At 50.9% G+C, this 18,515-nt stretch carries 11 protein-coding genes and 1 tRNA gene; 8 read left to right on the top strand and 4 right to left on the bottom strand.

Features of this window, described 5'->3' with window-relative positions; translation table 11 throughout:
- Positions 1-16: 16 nt before the first annotated feature.
- On the bottom strand, positions 17-2,995 hold the full coding sequence (locus AC6I7T_RS20505; RefSeq protein WP_497789425.1) for a TonB-dependent receptor: 2,979 nt from the start codon (positions 2,993-2,995) through the stop codon (positions 17-19).
- Positions 2,996-3,148: 153 nt separating this feature from the next.
- Between AC6I7T_RS20505 and AC6I7T_RS20500 the strand changes: the two genes are divergently transcribed.
- The 3 genes from AC6I7T_RS20500 to AC6I7T_RS20490 all read left to right on the top strand — a co-directional run bounded on the left by AC6I7T_RS20500 (position 3,149) and on the right by AC6I7T_RS20490 (position 7,666).
- Positions 3,149-3,823, top strand: a complete 675-nt coding sequence (locus tag AC6I7T_RS20500) for a response regulator transcription factor (RefSeq protein ID WP_497789424.1) — start codon at positions 3,149-3,151, stop codon at positions 3,821-3,823.
- Positions 3,820-5,214 carry a sensor histidine kinase gene (locus tag AC6I7T_RS20495; RefSeq protein WP_497789423.1) on the top strand — a complete coding sequence of 465 codons (1,395 nt, stop codon included), beginning with the start codon at positions 3,820-3,822 and terminating at the stop codon, positions 5,212-5,214. The genes AC6I7T_RS20500 and AC6I7T_RS20495 overlap by 4 nt, the downstream gene beginning before the upstream one ends.
- 166 nt (positions 5,215-5,380) lie before the next feature.
- Positions 5,381-7,666, top strand: a complete 2,286-nt coding sequence (locus AC6I7T_RS20490; RefSeq protein WP_497789421.1) for a GH92 family glycosyl hydrolase — start codon at positions 5,381-5,383, stop codon at positions 7,664-7,666.
- A gap of 209 nt (positions 7,667-7,875) precedes the next feature.
- Here the strand turns inward: AC6I7T_RS20490 and AC6I7T_RS20485 are convergent.
- The 3 genes from AC6I7T_RS20485 to AC6I7T_RS20475 form a co-directional block, all read right to left on the bottom strand.
- Positions 7,876-7,951 (bottom strand) — tRNA-Lys (locus AC6I7T_RS20485).
- A gap of 288 nt (positions 7,952-8,239) precedes the next feature.
- Entirely contained in the window at positions 8,240-9,934 is a 1,695-nt protein-coding gene (locus AC6I7T_RS20480; RefSeq protein WP_497789420.1) for a carboxypeptidase-like regulatory domain-containing protein, read from the bottom strand.
- 100 nt (positions 9,935-10,034) lie between these two features.
- Positions 10,035-11,744: a GWxTD domain-containing protein gene (locus AC6I7T_RS20475; protein WP_497789418.1), complete on the bottom strand. Its 1,710-nt coding sequence runs from the start codon at positions 11,742-11,744 to the stop codon at positions 10,035-10,037.
- 264 nt (positions 11,745-12,008) lie between these two features.
- Here AC6I7T_RS20475 and AC6I7T_RS20470 point away from each other — a divergent pair, with 264 nt between their 5' ends.
- The 5 genes from AC6I7T_RS20470 (at position 12,009) to AC6I7T_RS20450 (ending at position 18,405) form a co-directional block, all read left to right on the top strand.
- Complete coding sequence (locus tag AC6I7T_RS20470) at positions 12,009-13,388, top strand: efflux RND transporter periplasmic adaptor subunit (protein ID WP_497789417.1); 1,380 nt, start codon at positions 12,009-12,011, stop codon at positions 13,386-13,388.
- A 166-nt stretch (positions 13,389-13,554) separates the two neighbouring features.
- On the top strand, positions 13,555-14,316 hold the full coding sequence (locus AC6I7T_RS20465) for an ABC transporter ATP-binding protein (RefSeq protein WP_497789415.1): 762 nt from the start codon (positions 13,555-13,557) through the stop codon (positions 14,314-14,316).
- A 295-nt stretch (positions 14,317-14,611) separates the two neighbouring features.
- Positions 14,612-15,559 (top strand): sigma-54-dependent transcriptional regulator, encoded by a 948-nt coding sequence (locus tag AC6I7T_RS20460; RefSeq protein WP_497789413.1) that lies wholly within the window; start codon positions 14,612-14,614, stop codon positions 15,557-15,559.
- 198 nt (positions 15,560-15,757) lie between these two features.
- Entirely contained in the window at positions 15,758-16,552 is a 795-nt protein-coding gene (locus AC6I7T_RS20455; protein WP_497789412.1) for an SDR family NAD(P)-dependent oxidoreductase, read from the top strand.
- Between the two features lie 86 nt (positions 16,553-16,638).
- Positions 16,639-18,405 carry a DUF885 domain-containing protein gene (locus AC6I7T_RS20450; RefSeq protein WP_497789411.1) on the top strand — a complete coding sequence of 589 codons (1,767 nt, stop codon included), beginning with the start codon at positions 16,639-16,641 and terminating at the stop codon, positions 18,403-18,405.
- Positions 18,406-18,515 lie beyond the last annotated feature (110 nt).

Below are 18,515 nucleotides of genomic sequence, written 5' to 3'. Positions count from 1 at the left end.
CCGAAATCTCTAGTCGTTATCGCTCATGGCTGAACGTATAACGCATCCCGAAGGTATATGTCGGCTTGTAATACTCACGCTGATTCACGAATTGAGTGCTCCCGGTATAGTAGCCAAATACTTCGTTATTCAGATTCAGTCCCGAGACCATGGCGGTCAAACCATGTCCGATTCTATAACTAGCCTGAGCATCGATCTGCATATGGGGAAGGGTATAGACGTCCCCAGACGGCCCCTTTGGTCCCAGGTTGCTAGGATCCGCCCCGGAAACCAGCTTGGGAGAAACCCAATAGTACTGATAGATGCTCGGACCGTTATAGGTTAGGCCCATACGCACGGAGAGATGTTTGTTGTCATAGGTCGGGCTTACATTCCACGAATTTGGTGCCTGACGTTGTAAGGACGGTTGATCTGTCCGCAGAGGTAATCCTTTTTCCTCCGAAGCCGTATAGCTATAGTTCGCCAGGACTCCGGTACCGGAAAGTATTCCAGGCAAGTAGGTGAAGTGTTGCTGAAAACTCAATTCGAATCCATAAATATAGGCATTCTGACCATTGATATATTGCGTCACAGAATCCCCAGGATATTGCGCAATCACAGATTGCATCGAAGAAGGAATCGAACCTGCAGGCAAGCTTGCCAGATCAAGATTGCCAGGAATGGTAGCAACTACCTCCGGCGCTTTCAGTTGTTTAAAAAAGACACCCGCCTGAATCATTCCCAGTGCATGAAGAAAGTGTTCATAGAGTAAGTCAAAGTTGTTTGCATGCTCCGGCCGGAGAGAAGGATTTCCAATCGTTACGGCAATAGGGCTAGCGGCTGTATCTTCCGTAACATAAGGAACAAGCTGGTACGCCTCCGGGCGAGAGACACCACGCGCATAGACAGCGCGTGCAGCAGAGTCTTGAGTCAAACGATAATGAAGCTGCACACTTGGCAGGATATCCAGATAGGAAGGATTGTTAGTCACCGGTACAGGAACACCACAACCCGTGTTCGAAGTGCTGCCGCAATTTTTGCTTCCGGCCTTATAAAGTGTCACGTTATAGCCGGACGTATCCATCTGTGTCCCTTCGAAGCGGACTCCCGTTTGAACATGCAATCGCCCGAGGGCGATTGTATTCATAAGGTACCCGGCTGTGATCCGTTCGACGGTATGGAAGATATTGGGATAGGTATTGGACGCTGTCTTGACTCCATCCACGTATCCCGAAAGATTCTTGTCCAGATATTTCACAACCTTGTTGAAGTCAGACACTGGTCCGTATTTTCCGCCGAAATACGATCCATTGTAAAAATCTGAGTTCTTAAAGTTGTCTTCCAGAACAGTCATCGGAATTGCAGACGATCCCTTGGTAGACCAGCCATCATATACAGTCTCAGTTGCGTTCTGAGTCTTGTGATTATTGCGGATCTTAAAGCCCATCTCGAAGGTCCCGAAATGACCGTCGGCTGTGTAGTTCTTTGCAAAAGATACTGCTGCAGTCAGGTTTAATTGCGAGGTAAGACCGGTAGAGGTAGTTACGTCCTTTAGCGCCCAATAGGAAGCATTCAGCAAAGGAGAATTCGGACCATCGCAATTTCCAAAGTGTGGACGATAGAGAGCACTTTGTCCTTGAGGACTGTAATTGCAATAAACAGCAGGGCCAATCCAGGAGAAATCCGCTTTCGGATTGCCTGCCGAATCATTCTCATAAGCTCGTGCAGCAGCAAGTTCCCAGGTCAGCCAGGAGCTGCTCATAATATGTCGTCCGCCTAAAGAGAGGCTTGCTACGGAGGCTTCCGGCCTTTTGCTCGAAGTATAGAATTTCGGTCCGGGCGATGCCGCAGATGTACTGGGCAGAGTGCCATTTGCACTAATTGCTGTGGATATCGGGCTGTAATACCATTTATCGCCCCAATCCTTCAGATCGGAGTAGATACCGTGAGCATAGAGGCTGTTCGAGTCGTTAAATTTGTAATCGGCACTCCCGGTAAATCCGTATCTGTGACGGTAATACCTGTATTCGCGGATCGTGTTGTTGTCATAAAAAGGATGAGCAAAGGTCGATAGAGGATCAAGTGCCGGTTGAATATTGTCGATTCCCCGACCGTTATAGTCATAGGTCCCGGCAATCAATAACCCGAATTTCCGCTCTTTCCCAAACCGTTTACCCAATGTACCGCCAACAGCTGAAGATCCGCGAGAATTCAGGATTGGAGTATAACCGCCGTTTCCATAAACATTGAAATAAGGCCGTTCTCCCGCAGACTTGGTACGCAGGTTTACAGAACCACCTATGCCATCTCCATCCTGATTGGCAGAGAGAGTTTTATTGATTTCGACAGCTTCTACCAGATCAGCCGGAATAACATCTAGTCTTACCTGGCGTACTGCAGGCTCCGGGGAAGGAATTGTAGTTCCGTCTACTGTTACATTTGTCAACCTTGGCTCAGTACCACGTACTTGGATGTAAACGCCCTCACCCTCAATCCTCTCCAAGGTGACCGAAGGCAAGCGACCAAGTGCATCCGCAACATTTGCGTTTGGCAAACTTGTAATCACCTCGGCGGGAAGAACCTGGATAATATTGTCGGCTGTGCGAGTCTGATTGATGGCGTCTGCTTCACCGTGGGCGCGATCTGCCGTAACAATTACTTCATCATTTTTCGAGGCAAGCTCCAATACCACGGGAATGCGACTACTTTGACCGGCAGTGAGCATCACTTCGGTTTGAAAGGTGCGAAAGCCTACGTATGAAACAGAGAGGCCGTATTTTCCGGAAGGAACATCGAAATACGAGAACTCGCCAAGTTCATTTGACGTAGTCGATAGTCCCAGAGGCAAGAGCTTAATCTCGGCTCCCTTCAGGGCCGCTCCAGAACTATCCTCGACAACTCCCCTGATTATGGCTCTAGCAGCTTGGGCATTTGCCCGAACAGAAATACTCCAGATGCCGAGAACCAGCAGAAGAGCGACCGTCAGTCTCCTCAAAACCCTCACACTTACAAACATACAGATTCCTCTCTAGCCTCAAGATCCCAGCGCGGCGCGTGGAAATGAAATATGTGCGGAGTATGTCAGCCCTGTCTAAAGTGAATCTTAGGGAAAGTGTAAGGTGAGTGAATTTCATCGAAATTTCAAAATTCGAAGATACACTCATCCCAGATGCGAGTACTTTTAGTCGAAGACAAACGGAGCCTCGCCGCTCATCTCAGCAAAGCTCTTGAATCGGAGGGCCTTGATGTAACTTGTGCTTATGACGGCGTAGAGGCATTGGCATTTGGTAAAACCGGAAAATTCGACCTGATTATCCTCGACGTCATGCTCCCACGCATGGATGGCTTCACGGTTCTGCGCCAGCTTCGCGAAGCACGACTGCGTACGCAAACCATCATGCTTACGGCACGCGACTCGATGAAAGATATCGTCCAAGGTCTGGACGAGGGTGCCGACGATTATGTAACTAAGCCTTTTGCACTCGATGTACTGCTTGCACGAGTGCGAGCAGCCTGTCGGCGAGTGCCGGAATGTCCGCCTACAGGTCTTGAATTTCAAGATCTCATCCTGTTACCGCAGACTCTTGAGCTAAAACGGGGTGAGCGCGTCGAATCGCTAACGCGCACTGAATATGCACTACTGGAGACACTCATTCGCCGGGCGGGAACAATTGTCTCCCATAGCTCGTTGATCGAAGAAGGATGGGGTTCTGATGCGGAAGTGAGCTTTGACAGTCTGTATGTCTTTATCCGCTCTCTTCGTGCAAAGATCACCCATCCGGGAGAATGCGAACTCCTCCATACGATCCGTGGTGTTGGCTATAGCCTCCGGACGGAAGCATGATGAAGCATGCTTCTATCTCCCTGCGCATGACCTTCTGGTTCGGGTGCATGTTCTTTGCCGGATGGCTGCTCTTTGGAGCCGCAATGTGGCTCAACCTGAAAAATACGCTTACGCAGGAACGCTACCAAACACTTTCACGCCGCATAAATCGCCTGCAGGAATTACTCAATAAGGCTCAAACCGAAAGCGCTGCAGAACAAGTAGAAGACTTTGCCGATTTTGCAAATGCCACGGGAAACGGATTAGCTGAGGTGTTTTATGCCGACGGTAAACGTGTTTACCCCTCTCCATCCTCAGCAGCGAGGAAGTTTCCCTGGCCTGCAATTTCACAAGATGGGAAAGAGCAGTTTCTTCACATTCGTGCTTCAGGCCTGGGATATTGGGTTCTAATAAGACCTGTCACAATCAGAGGAGATTCTCTCCTCTTGTTCTTAGCAGCACCATCTGCTGGAAACGAATTAGTCCTGCAGCGATTTCTCTCCGGGCTGATGGCCTCTGTACCGCTTCTTTTACTGACTGCATCTCTCGGTGGATATTTCTTAAGTCGGAAGGCGCTTCGACCTGTTGATCGTATAACAGCGGCGGCACATGCTATCAGCATCCGTAACCTGTCGGAGCGTCTACCTGTTTCCAATACTGGTGACGAGCTGCAGCGATTAGCAGAAACATGTAATCAAATGCTCGATAGACTTGAAACTTCAGTGAACCAGATCAAGCAGTTCACGGCTGACGCCTCGCATGAGCTACGTGGTCCGCTCTCATTTGCCAGAACAGTTTCTGAAGTTGCGTTGCGCAACCCGCAAATCGATGACGACAGCCGCCAGGCGTTTACTGACATTGTTGAAGAAGTATCTAGCGCTTCTATCGTTCTTACCGATCTGTTGACGCTGGCACGCGCCGATGCAGAACGGTTCGATATGACTATGGTTCCGATTGATCTTTCTCAGGTTGTTCGCGAATCCTACGAACACGCACTTCCCATTGCACGAGAAAGGAACCATATACTTTCGTTGTCGATTCACGGCAACAAAGACAACACGATTCTGGGAGATATCGCAAGCCTTCGCAGACTGGCCTGGATTCTTTTGGACAATGCCATTAAATACACTCCCATCAACGGCAATATAGAACTCTTGCTTGAAAACAACGATGACCAGACCACTGTCATCGTAAGGGACAACGGCATCGGAATTCCGAAAGACGACTTACCACGGATTTTCAATCGCTTTTTCCGCGCCGATCCTTCGCGCAGTCAGGTGGACGGAAGCGGTTTGGGACTGGCCATTGCCAAATGGATTGCAGACTTACACCGAGCAAGCCTCACGGTGTCCAGTGATACCAATGCGGGCACCACCTTCCGTTTAGTGTTTCCGAGGATCACAATGAGCTAGAAACGCCAAGTGTGGTCGCAGCTGTATTCGGAGTAATCCCAATGGTACCCCAATTGTTCTAAATATCTGTTCCGAGATCGATTTTGAATATTAAACTCCCGAGAGTGCATTCTCTCCGTGAATCCCCGCATAGCTATGCGGAAAGCCCGGAAGGAGACAGACGGCTGTGCAATTCAAGCTTCGGCAAGTCCATCGATTTTTCTTTGTATTTATTAGTTTCGCGTTCGTATTGGGCAGGATGCAAGCAGAAGCAGTTGCTTCGCAGGAAAACAATAAGGTCACGAATTATGTAGATAGTGTCTATCCCTTTCTTGGCGTGGATTGGGGCGGAAACACCTTTGTTGGCGCGGCAATTCCCTTTGCCACTGTCAAACTGGGTCCTGACATGGAGAACTTCGATTCAGTTCCCTCCAAATTCGGATATATGAGCGGTGGTCGAATCCTCGGCTTCAGTCACCTGCACCTCAGCGGCGCTGCCGGGAAATACGGCAACATTCTGGTCTCTCCTGTAACTGGGAGCATCGATGTTACCGACATTAAGTCATCGCGAACCGGGGAAATAAATCATCCTGGCTACTATGCAGCGCAATTGACTCGATACAACGTCAAAGCCGAGTTAACCTCGACACGTCGAGTAGGGTTCCACCGCTACACCTTTCCCGCCTCGCCACAGTCACACCTCACAGTAGACATCGATCACTGCCTGAATAAAGGAACGGGGTGGGAGGCCCAGCGTTTTCTTGGAGGAGAGGTTCGTATACTCTCTGATCACGAAGCTGAAGGAGTAGGACGCTATACAGGCGGCTGGAATAGAGGCGGAGAATACAAGATCTTCTTCTATATTACCCTTGACACTCCAGCTACGAGTACATCTACGTGGGCAGGGAGCACACCTACATCGGAGAAAGTAGCTGCGGTAGATACATATCGCCCTCTTGGCCTCTCTTTTAATTTCCAGACTCACGCTAATCAGGTCATTCAGGCAAAGGTTGGAATTTCGTTCCTAAGCACACAGCAGGCTAAAAACAACGTAGAACAGGAAGCCCCGGCATGGAATCTGGAGACAATCCGCCAAGCTTCGGAACATCTATGGAATCAGGCACTGTCAAAGATTGACATTCATGGAGAAACGAAATCAAAGCGCATTCAGTTCTATACAGCGATGTATCACACCATGCTGATGCCCTCTGATCGCACAGGTGAGAATCCTCTTTGGAAATCAAACGAACCTTATTACGACGACTACTATGCCATCTGGGATACGTTTCGTAGCTCGGGTCCGCTGCTGACTTTGATAGCACCTGATCGTCAGCGCGATATGATCCGTTCGCTTATCGATATCTACAGGCATACGGGATACATGCCCGATGCGCGCAGCGGTAACGACAATGGCAGAACGCAGGGCGGCAGTAATGCAAACATCCTGGTCGCAGATGCCTTTGTCAAAGGACTTGCCGGAATCGATTATCCGACGGCCTTCGGCGCAATGTTGAAAGATGCATCTGTTCCTCCCACCGATACTCAAAAGGAAGGCCGTGGCGGCATTCTTGACTACAACGCCAAAGGCTATGTAACCCTGGCGGATGAACGTTCCGGCTCGCGAACAGTTGAATATGCCTATAACGACTATGCAATTGCAGAAGTAGCCTGCGGACTGAAACGTCCTGAAGAAGCAAAACTCTTTGCCAAACGCGCACACAACTGGGAGAACTTGTGGGATAAGGATCTCAGTGTTGAAGGCTTCAAAGGCTTTCTCCGCCCGCGTAATCCCGATGGCAGCTGGGCACCACCTAACATGCTGGTACGCGGTACATGGCCAGACTTTTTCTATGAAGGCGACCTCTGGACCTATTCCTTCTATGCCCCACAGGATGTTCGCAAACTGATTGCTCTATCTGGCGGCAAAGAAACCTTCATACGCCGTCTGGATAATATCTTTTATCGTCAGCATTTCGACGTTACCAATGAACCTGGATTTCTGATACCGGTTCTCTACAATTGGGCGGGAAGACCGGACAAAACAGCCGATGTGATCAATGCGCTTCTGGAAAAGGCCTTTACCGATCAGCGTAGCGGCATTCCGGGAAACGACGACTCAGGAGCCATGTCAAGTTGGTTCATCTTCCATTCTCTTGGCTTCTATCCGAATGCTGGACAAGACTTCTATCTGATCGGGACGCCGAGTTTTCCAGAAGCAGACATTAAGCTCTCCTCCGGAAAAACTCTCCGCATTATCGCTCGCAACCTGGATAGCGAGCACATTAACCACTACATTCAATCTGCAATCCTGAATGGTACTCCGTTACAAAACTCGTGGTTTCGGCATAGCCAAATCATCGATGGCGGTACACTCATCTTCACCATGGGCTCTGAACCCACCGGTTGGGGAACGGAGAATCCGCCGCCATCGATGTCAGACACCGACGCATCCTTATGTGGCGCTCAACCCTAAATTCACAAATCATAATTAGCAGGTAACGGTTGTTCCATAAGGAACTGGTCGCTAAAACGTTGTATTGAACGGTGGAATAGACAGGAGGGTGAGAGTTTCGAAACCTCTGTATGCGCAAACATCCTATGAGGTGAAACCCACCGTATTCGTGCATTCAAGCATGGGCCGCTATTGCACGCTAGAGAAGTATTAAAAATGGGTTGGATCATTGGTGGACGCGGTAGGAATCGAACCTACAACCTGTCGATTAAGAGTCGAATGCTCTGCCAGTTGAGCTACGCGTCCAGGAAGATTTGTATTGCGGGTGCGACCTGCAGAAAACCGCTGATCAGCACAAGAGGAGATCCTCTCTCGCTCTTTCAAAAATATAACACAAATCCCGCAGAAGTGTTCAATCGGCGCAGGTTTCTCCTCGAACCTAGAGGTACCGCGGATTGCAGCCACGGCTATGGCTCTGCTTCTGATCGGAATGTGCTGCAAATCAGCTCAATAGGCGTACTACCTTCCCTCTTATGGAAATAGCGAGACGTGAAAACGCTGCCCGAATCATTTCCTCAGGACAGCAAAAGAAGACTAGAAGGTGAAGGATAAACCGCCCTGAATAGAGCGTTCGGCCTGAGCAAAGTAGAGACTGCCGTCTTGTGCACTTCGGAAGGGACGATATCCCTCAGCCAGCAGGTTACGGACATCAACCTGTGCCTCAATGCCATTCGGCAGGATGTGGATGCAACGCAATGGCTGCCGAATATACAGAGTGAGGAATGGGCTGGTGAAATCGCTACCGTTAAAAGCAGCAACCGCTGTCACCGTGTCATCGGGCTGCCAACGATAGCTGGCCCGCCATGCGGTTCCAGTAGAGGCCATCTTGCCATTCACAGAAACGGCATACATCTGCGATCTGTTCGCCCGAATCTCTTTTGCTGCCTCTTGCAGACTGATCTGTTTGCCATCCGCCGAGAAAGCTAAAGCATTTCCTTCGGCCAAGTTAAAGGCAATCCAGGTATCCCGGCTCAAACGATACTGCGCATTCAGAACCACGCCGGTGGAATCGTAGCTGGGGCCGGTAATCCGGAACATCCCATTCGCGCTATCGTAAAGAGCATTTCCTTCGTTCAAGACATCTGCCGAAAGTTTACCGGTGCCGTTTACGACTGGATTCAGGAGATGGTCTTTATAAACCACAACCTCAATTCCGCCACGGTCTGTTTGCCGGGAAACACCAACTTCCTGATGCAGCCCGTGCTCGATGGTCAGTCGGCCATCCCGTTCAGCCATCTGAGATAGCAGTCCACCATCTCCGCTTGAGGCATCTTGGGCACGCTTGAAGTTTCTTAGAGTCGAGAACCGGTAACTGATCTGCTGACGCCCTGCTTGCCAGGAAACAGAAGCAAAAGGATGACTTTCGATACGGGCATTATCGGAGCGGATCGCATCGAACTCGCTTCCGGCCTCGGCCGTTATCCGATTCATCAGCTTCAGCATCTCAGAGCTGCGCATCACCAGCGTGCTCAACTGCGTTTGAGAATCTGTACCACGAATTTGTGGATGATCGGCTGCGGCTACAACCGTTCGAAGTGTCTGATCGGGAGTCAAGTCCTGGCGATATCCCAACGCAGCCTGGAATGCTGTATTTCCACCCTGATAAAGGTCTCCGCGAAAAACAGTAGCACGCTTGCTATCGGAACTCGCATGGCCAACTTCAAACGTATTGTGAAGCGAGCCTTTTCCGAACTGGCGAGAGCCGGTTGCCGAGGTCAAACGAACCTTTACTGGTTGATCCTGCTTATTGCCGCCATCCGCCGTGATCAGTACAGGACCGTCTTCCAGCATGCGCAGGAGAGGTCTGTTCGAAGCAGAACGCAGGGTCCAGGTCCAGTCATCCGCCGATTCATCAGAGGAGCGCTTTTGAGCGGGCAGCCATTGTGCCGCTTCAAAGATCGTGGTCAATGTGACATTGACTACCGTACGGCTCTTGATCGCAAGATTTCGCCGTAACGACGGCAAGAAGGCCGCTCCTGCAGCCTTCAATCCGTAAACTCCTGGTTGGATGTGAGCAATGGTGTAGTGACCGGTTCCGTCAGTAAAGACGCTGGCAACGACCCTTGAATCGCCGCGCAATAACTCTACTAGAGCACCTACCTGAGGGGTGCCGTGCGTGTCCTTCACCACGCCGGAGACGGAAGTCACCGTCACCGCATGCGCGGACACAACACCGACTACAACACAAAGAACGAACGCCGATCCGAGTTTTGGGAAAAAATTACTCACTGCCCAACTTGCCCATTATGTTCACTGGCTAGGCTTACTAATGCAACAACCAAACCTTCAGGCAATACAACTCTACGGCTGCTGGCCTTCCCCGGACTGTCTAATCTACTACGAAAGGTGCCGACTGGCCTATTTCTTGTTTTGTGATGGCGTCGCTCACCTTAATCGTTACCTTGTACTTGCCCGGTTGCAAACCTGCTAACGGGAGGCTCTTTTCCAGCGTCAGCTGATCGGAATTAGCACCCAACTTCTTGCTGTCTTCCGCTGTGTCGAGAATCATTTTATTCGAGCCCTCATCTACGATCTGGTACGTCACAGTCGCAGAATTGGTCTTCGTCTTCTCGTCGATACCCAAATTGTATATCTGCATCCAGAAATTGAGGTTCTGATTGCGATGGAAGATTACCGGCGTCAGGGCATTTGTACCCACCCGAGGACGGATAAAGGTATTTCCTATGATGAAGTTACCAGTTCCAATCTCTTTCGAGGGGACCCGCTCCATTTTGTCGGCCAAAATCAAAGATGAGGCCGAAAGCTTCTCGTCATCATACTTGGGAACCATGATTCCCTGTCCCCAACGGCCAACGTGATCGGGATTGTTGACGTCCTTAATGCCAATATCCACACGGTACCGGCCGGGACGAAGCGGCAATGCCTTCCAATAGACATTCTGGCCATCGAGAACTTTAGGCAGAAGCTCTGCCGGCTGCTGAACCTGAACCGTGTCCTCAAAAGTCTGTACGACTTTGCCGGTGATGGTAGCAACACGCCCGATGAGGTTCACCACGCCCTTCGATACACCATCCTTGGTATTGAAGGTGACATCGCGATTACGGATCTGGATTGTGATCGGCACCAGCACTGTGTCATCCGTGACCTTCACATAATCGGTTCGAACGTCGAATGGGAAGATTGGGCCGGTGAGGAGCTTATGCTCCGACAGGAAAGATTCCAGCTGAAGATCCTTAAACTTGATGACCGGAGGAGCCTGCAGCTTAGCGTATTGTTCTAAGCGGTCGAACTGCTTGCTCTGCTGCTGAGTTGCCATCGGGCCGGTACCCAGAGCTTCCAGTCCACCTTTGAAACGATCTGCCTTGCTGGCCTGCCCCATCTGCTCATACATGGTGAGTCCAGCATTTGGAACGTGGAGCAGAGCATCCTTTTCAGAACGGTCAAGGGTCATGTGGTAGTCGCCGCACATGCAGCTATCCACAAATTCGATGTCGATGTTGTCGCCGATGCCTTCCAGATACCGGTAGTGCCAAGTTTCAAATGGGAAGGTTGCTGTCTCGCCGCCGCCTTCTTCCATGGGGCGCTGATAGCTGCCACCACTCGGATGGGAATCGATGCTATCCGGTTTTCCGAAGGAAATATAAATATGACCGCGGTCGGTCTTCCAACCCGGTTTGCCCGCAGCATAGTGCTCGTTCGCATAGGCGATGCGGCGATAGTGCTCTTCCCGATATTCGTTTTCGGGTGAGTCGGGATTCGGATTTCTACGCTGCCAGAAGGCTTCGATAAAGGCATCACGCTCTTCATCGTTGCTCAAGCTTTTGAAGGCTTTGGCCTCTTGATCGGTGATGATCCAATGGACATCCTGATCGAGCCAGGTCTTATAAGCACCCTTCAACTCTTGGCGGAGTTCCTTGTTGCGCTTGAATTTCTCTTGATCACTAATCTCGCGCTTTAACGGATCGACCTCCTGATTCTCAGCAGGGGCAGCTTGCGCCCACGCTGATACACAGGGCACAGAGGCAGCGATTAACCCCATACCGATCGCAAGTAATAAGGAAAGACGACCGTTTGACATAAATTTCCGGATACCCCTTAACAATTCTTAAAGATTCTACGGTCTGTCCAGAGGGGAAGCAAGCAGCGGTTTTACCTATTTCACAATCGTAATTCCCGACTCTGTCCAGGACGAAAGACTCTTTCTGCCCGCAGCCAATGAAACCCACCAACCCTTAGACGTGACTAAATCGATAATTTCTCATGCAAAACTGCTTTTTGGGAACTCTGAAAGCAATCTTTGCGTACACTGGCCCATGAGTTCTTCAAAGGCTACACGATACGCATGAAAAAAATTCTGATTGGCTCAGGCGTCGTTCTTGTTCTCGCCCTGATTGTCGTAATTTCGATTGTTCGCGCGCAGTCTGGTTACACGAAGGTATTGACTGGAAAGGTAGTTCGCCAGGACGTTACGTCCGTTGTGAGCGGCACAGGTCAGATCAAGCCGAAGACCTACGTCAACCTTGGAGCTACGGCTTTCGGCCGTATTACGCACCTCTACGTCAAAGAGGGAGACAAGGTAAAGAAGGGTGAAGTCGTTGCCACAGTGGAAAATGTGCAGGCACAGGCAAACGTCGCAGCCCAGAAGGCCACCATTGCGGCTTCCAAAACAGATATCAGCTCCTATATCGCTGCAGAAAAGACTGCTGCTGCCAATGTGCAACATTCCAAAGCAGATCTTGAGCAGAAACAGCTCGACTTCCAGCGTGCAAAGGGACTCTATACCGAAAAATTGATCTCCAAGCAGGATTACGACGCTAAGAAAGCCGCCTATGACTTAGCTGTGGCTACACTGCAACAAACTGATGCAGCATTGGCCCAGTCAAAAGCAAATACGGCGTCGGCACACGGCCATCTTGATTCCGCAGTGGCCAACCTGCGCAGCAATGTCGATTCTCTTAACAAGACCGTCTCCAATGCCCCCTTCGACGGAATCGTAACCAACCTTCCGGTTCGTGAGGGTGAAACCGTCGTTACCGGCATTCAGAACGCTCAGGGTTCTACCTTGATGACTCTGGCGGACATGTCGGTCATTACCGCCGAGGTAAAGGTAGACGAAACCGATATCGTCAACATCAAGCTGGGTCAATCGGCGGATGTCACAGTCGATGCGTTGCCCGGTCGAGTCTTTAAAGGCCACGTCACACTGGTCGGTGATCAAGCGATTCTACGTTCAACCGGTATCGCTACCAGCCAGAGCACAACAGGAACAGAGGAAGCCAAGGACTTCAAAGTGGAGATTACCCTGGACAATCCCGACGATGCTCTGCGCCCTGGGCTTTCTACCACTGCAAAGATCACGACAGCGCACAAAGATAGCGTGCTGACGATTCCGATTCAGGCACTAACGATGCAGGCTCCGGATGCCGGTGGCGATAAAAAAGCACAATTGAAGCAAGCCTCTGCTACCACAACTGGAACAAAAGCTTCCGAACAGAAGGTGCAGGGTGTATTTGTAGTCCGCTCGGAAAAGAGCAAACTGGTTACAACATTTGTACCGGTCACGACCGGCATTACCGGAGCAACCGACATCGAAGTAACCAGCGGCCTCAAAGAAGGAGACGAACTTGTAACCGGTCCCTTCAAGACACTGCGAACACTAAAAGCCGGATCTCGCGTCAAACGAGATACGACTCCGGTTACTCCGCCAGCGAATGCCAGCTAGAGTCGGTAGGGTCCTCTGAAATCCAGATTTCAGGACCCTCTAAATGGCCCGGAACTAAAAAGGTAAAAAATACGTATTTTGAGAGGTGTGGCGTTTTCGTTAAAACCCCACCTTTCAATAAAGAACTCTTCATGCTTCATCATGAGAGTTGAACGGGAGTACCCTGATGGCATCTGAAATGACTACAACCGCCCTGCTTAATGAGACTGCTGCACCATCGCAAGATGAAGTGATCGTCGTCGAAGACCTTTGGAAGACTTATGACATGGGCTCCGAACAGCAGGTTCACGCTTTGCGTGGCGTCTCTCTGCACATCCGGCACAATGAGTACGTCGCCATCATGGGACCTTCTGGCTCGGGCAAGTCGACATTAATGAATCTGATTGGCTGCCTCGACACCCCCAGCAAGGGTAAGTATTGGCTGAATGGCCATCTGGTGAGCGATCTCGACGACGATGAGCTAGCCCGCATTCGTAATAAAGAGATTGGCTTCGTTTTCCAGACCTTTAACCTGCTTGCTCGTGCCACAGCACTGCACAATGTCGAGTTGCCTTTGATCTACAACGGAACCCCAGCTGAGGAAAGAATCGAGCGGGCCAAGCTTGCATTGCGCAATGTAAATCTGGAAGACCGCATGCACCATAAGCCCAACGAGCTTTCCGGAGGACAGCGCCAGCGTGTTGCCATTGCTCGAGCCCTCATTAATCGTCCGTCAATCATTCTGGCTGACGAGCCTACCGGCAACCTCGACTCCAAGACTGGAGACGAAATCATGAGTCTCTTCGATGAGCTGCATGCAAAGGGAAACACAATTGTCCTGGTAACTCACGAACCCGACATCGCCGAATTTGCCCATCGGATCGTCCACATTAGGGACGGAGCAATTGCCTCCGATCAGGCTTCCGGACGTGTTCGTCCAACCATCTAGAGAGGATTTGTACCAGTCAAAGTAATTGGACTAGCAATTCATGAGGCCATTCCCGAACGGGATGGCCTCTCTTGCTTTCGTCCCTTTAGCCAAAAAGTGAAAAATAACTTTGGCATTCTGCCCGCATCTAGCCGGGAAAAGAGTCCGGGATTTTGATATTTCTTAACAATCGTGGCAAACACGGTTCCTTTCTTTAAAGCTTTTTAAAGCTTTACATCCTTCTGCCGATACTCCTGCTTAAGGAGTGGTCTGTATACAAGCTCCGTGATCGAATCTGAGTGAGGCATAGCTTCCAGTGGTCCATGGCTCTCAGGAACAGATAACTTATCCCGAACGATTTGGCACACCTGCCATTCCCCCTGCGTCGCTAGATCCACCTCCGGCGGGTGTCATAGCCATTAGCCATGCCATGCGGCGGCTCCTGGTCCAAGTTGAGTGCGCGGCTCCGCATCTTCGCATTGCAACCATGGAAGGAGAACCTGGTACTGGGAAAACACTATTGGCGTCTTTGTTACACCAGCGGGGACCTGCTTCCGCACATTCCATGGTCAAGAGGGATGCTCGCGAATGGCTGATGGAAACAGCTGCTGAAACAGATAACATCCAGGCGGGAATGCTCTACCTGGAAGGTATCGACCTCCTCTCAGTAGAAGAGCAACACCTTCTGTTGCGTGCAACGAAACGAATCATGGAGTCTGGAACCAATCAGGCTATCCAATTGATCGTTGCCAGCAATCGTCCGTTACGGCGCTTGGTTGCACAAGGAAGTTTCTTGCCCGATCTGGCATACCGCTTGACGGCAGTTCGATTCGCCATTCCTCCATTACGGGAACGCCGGGAAGAGATTGGTCCGCTGTCGCAGTTATTTGTCGGACAGTTCTCGCAGAAGTATTCCAAGCAAGTACGCGGTTTAGGTCCGGGCGCTCTCTCGCGCCTTCTGACGCACCCGTGGCCAGGCAATATCCGCGAGCTTTCCAGTGTTCTGGAAGCAGCCTGTCTGGAGATTGAAGGGCAGTGGATTCGCGCAATAGACCTTCCGCTTACGCCTGCGGCTGCAGCAACGATCCAGGCAGAGAAACCTCAACCGGCAGAGGACCTTTCACTGGAAGGAGCCGTACGCCGCCATGTTGCCCGGGTTCTGGCCCTGACCAGGGGAAACAAGCTCCGTGCTGCCAGCTTATTGGGAATCAGCCGTTCGACTCTCTATCGGATGCTGGCGGGAGATTCTACTCTCCACTTCTAGCCAGATCTAAAGCGTTTGATCGCGAAAGCCCTTCCCTTTGCGGAGGGGCTTTCGTATTTGCGACCTTGTGCTTCCAAGAGAGCTTGCATCCCATCCTGATCGACCGAATCCAAAGGTAAGTCACTCGTGCTTCTCACTGTTGGCGCAGCCTGCATATAAAAGTGCGAGTGGAACACTATTTCTTTCCCTGGAGTGTCCATGGATTTACAGCTTTCTGGAAAAAGAGCCCTTGTAACCGGATCTACCGCGGGCATCGGCTTTGCAATCGCAAAGGCCCTCGCAGCGGAGGGAGCCCAAGTCTTCGTTAACGGCCGTACGCAAGGCCGGGTACAACAAGCCATCGAGAAGATCAAAAACGAGCTGCCCGGTGCCAAAGTAGAGGGATACGCCCTCGATTTAGCTTCCGCTGAAGGAGCGGCACAACTCGTTCAACAGCTTCCAACCGTAGATATTCTGGTGAACAATCTCGGTATCTTTGAAATCAAGTCATTTCTCGAGATTGATGACGAAGAATGGCTCCGTTTCTTCAATATCAATGTCCTCTCCGGTATCAGGCTCTCCCGGCTCTATCTTCCAGCGATGCTCAAACAGAATTGGGGACGCATTCTGTTCATATCCAGTGAGTCGGCCGTGCAGATTCCGGTAGAGATGGTTCACTACGGCATGACAAAAACCGCGCAATTATCTGTCGCTCGCGGTATCGCCGAATCTGTTGCAGGAACCGGAGTCACCGTCAACAGCATTCTTCCGGGACCTACCAAATCGGAAGGAGTGGAGACCTTTGTCGAATCAATGGCGAAACAGGAGAAGAAGACTCCCGAAGAGATGGAGACAGAGTTCTTCCGCACAGCCCGCCCTTCTTCCCTGCTGAAGCGCTTTGCCACAACAGAGGAGGTAGCCAACCTGGTTGCTTATGTGGCCAGTCCGCGTAGCTCGGCAACAAATGGTGCAGCGTTACGCGTCGACGGTGGCGTAACTCGTTCGATTCTCTAACAAGGGATACTGGGCCATCTCCGCAGAAGGAGGTGGCTCAACACATCTCAGCCTTCCCTCCTGTAAACTCTCCTTGAATAACGATCATGAGAAAATTCGCTGCTTTTGTACTCGCCGCCACCTTGGCCACCTCCTCTATCGGCTTCGCGCAAACGGTGGAGGAGCGCCGCAAGAGTCTTAATACGGTTCTGAACGACATCTGGCAGGACCGGCTGAAACATTCTCCGGAATTCGCTTCGTCCATCGGAGATAAGCGCTATAACGACCAGCTCAGCGACTACTCGGTGCAGGCTTATAACGACGATCTGCAGCGTGGTCGCGCTTTCCTGATTCGTCTGGGATCGATCGATACCTCAGACCTGACCGAACAGGAACAGCTCAGTAAGGAGCTGATGGTTCGGGATTTGGCGGAACAACAGAAGGAAGCGCAGTTTAAGCCCTGGGAGATGCCGGTTAATCAATTCACCGGATTCCATCTTGAAATGCCGCAACTCGTAAATCAGCTAAGTTTCGATACGGTCAAGGACTACGACGATTGGATCGAACGCTTGAAGAAGATACCCACGGCCTTCTCTCAGATCTCCTACAACATGTCGATTGGTATCGATGACAAGCGTGTACCTCCGAAGTATCTTCTGGAAAAGGTACTGGCACAGACAACTGCCATAGCCGCGCAGAAGCCTGAAGACACACCCTTTGCGCAGCCGCTACGAAAATTCCCATCGTCGATCTCCAGCGCTGAACAGGAGCGAATTCGCAAACAAACACTGGATGCCATCGGAAAGCTGGTCTTGCCTGCCTACCAGCGATTTGCGCGTTTCCTTTCTGCACAATACATTCCGGCAGGACGCACCGAACCTGGCGTTTGGGCCCTCTCCGATGGGAATACCTATTACGCATTTCGAGCAAAGCAGAGCACCACAACCGATCTCACACCCGACCAGATACATCAGATCGGACTCGATGAAGTTCGCAAAGACGAAGCAGAAATGCTTGCTATCGCCCAAAAGCTAGGCTTCAAGGATTTGAAAGCCATGCAGGCAGCAATTGCTCAAAACCCCAAGCTGCATGGTCAGTCGAAGGAACAACTACTCTCGACATATCAACACTACGTGGATGGAATGAAGCCCAAGTTGCCCGAATTATTTGGACGCTTGCCGAAAGCTCCGCTGGAAGTTGTGGCTGTTCCTGCGTATATGGAAAAAGATCAGGCGGCAGCCTACTATGAACGCGGAACAGCAGATGGTTCACGCCCCGGCCGCATCAATATCAACACCTATAACGTGACGCAACGCTCCCTGGTATCAGCAGAAGCCATCGCTTATCACGAAGGCATCCCGGGCCACCACCTCCAGATTTCCATCGCGCAGGAGATTAATGGTCTGCCGGCCTTCCGCAACTATACCTATTACACTGCGTACACCGAAGGTTGGGGCCTCTACTCAGAACGCTTGGGGAAGGATGTCGGCTTTTATCAAGATCCGTACTCGGACTATGGCCGGCTCGAAGCCGATATTTGGCGTGCTATCCGCCTCGTCGTTGACACGGGCGTACATGCCAAACACTGGTCGCGACAGCAGATGGTGGATTTCTTCCATGAACACTCCTCCATTGACGACACCAACGTGCAATCTGAGGTCGACCGCTACATTGCATGGCCCGGACAAGCTCTCGGCTATAAGATCGGACAGTTGAAGCTCCTCGAATTACGGGATCGGGCACAAAAAGCTCTTGGCCCAAAGTTCGATATTCGCTCCTTCCACGATCAGGTTCTCGATTCCGGAGCTCTGCCTCTGGATATTCTTGAGCAGCGAATCAATCAATGGATTTCGCAACAACAGCCCGCACACTAAACTATTAATGGTTCGTTTTTGAGAATCCGGATCTGCATTCCTTTGTTGTATATCGATGAGAATACAGATCCGGCTCCATTGCGAAGATCGCAAACGTACTAGTCTAGAAA

It is taken from the genome of Humiphilus diazotrophicus, assembly GCF_059726315.1.
Note: the sequence above shows the minus strand (reverse complement) of the source record. Positions and strands in the feature narration are given on the sequence as shown.

Bases quoted from the DNA above. Each gene is read 5' to 3' on its own strand.
- AC6I7T_RS20470 (WP_497789417.1), top strand. From the start codon at position 12,009: ATGAAAAAAATTCTGATTGGCTCAGGCGTCGTTCTTGTTCTCGCCCTG.
- AC6I7T_RS20450 (WP_497789411.1), top strand. From the start codon at position 16,639: ATGAGAAAATTCGCTGCTTTTGTACTCGCCGCCACCTTGGCCACCTCC.
- AC6I7T_RS20495 (WP_497789423.1), top strand. From the start codon at position 3,820: ATGATGAAGCATGCTTCTATCTCCCTGCGCATGACCTTCTGGTTCGGG.
- AC6I7T_RS20465 (WP_497789415.1), top strand. From the start codon at position 13,555: ATGGCATCTGAAATGACTACAACCGCCCTGCTTAATGAGACTGCTGCA.
- AC6I7T_RS20455 (WP_497789412.1), top strand. From the start codon at position 15,758: ATGGATTTACAGCTTTCTGGAAAAAGAGCCCTTGTAACCGGATCTACC.
- AC6I7T_RS20475 (WP_497789418.1), bottom strand. From the start codon at position 11,744: ATGTCAAACGGTCGTCTTTCCTTATTACTTGCGATCGGTATGGGGTTA.
- AC6I7T_RS20505 (WP_497789425.1), bottom strand. From the start codon at position 2,995: ATGTTTGTAAGTGTGAGGGTTTTGAGGAGACTGACGGTCGCTCTTCTG.
- AC6I7T_RS20500 (WP_497789424.1), top strand. From the start codon at position 3,149: ATGCGAGTACTTTTAGTCGAAGACAAACGGAGCCTCGCCGCTCATCTC.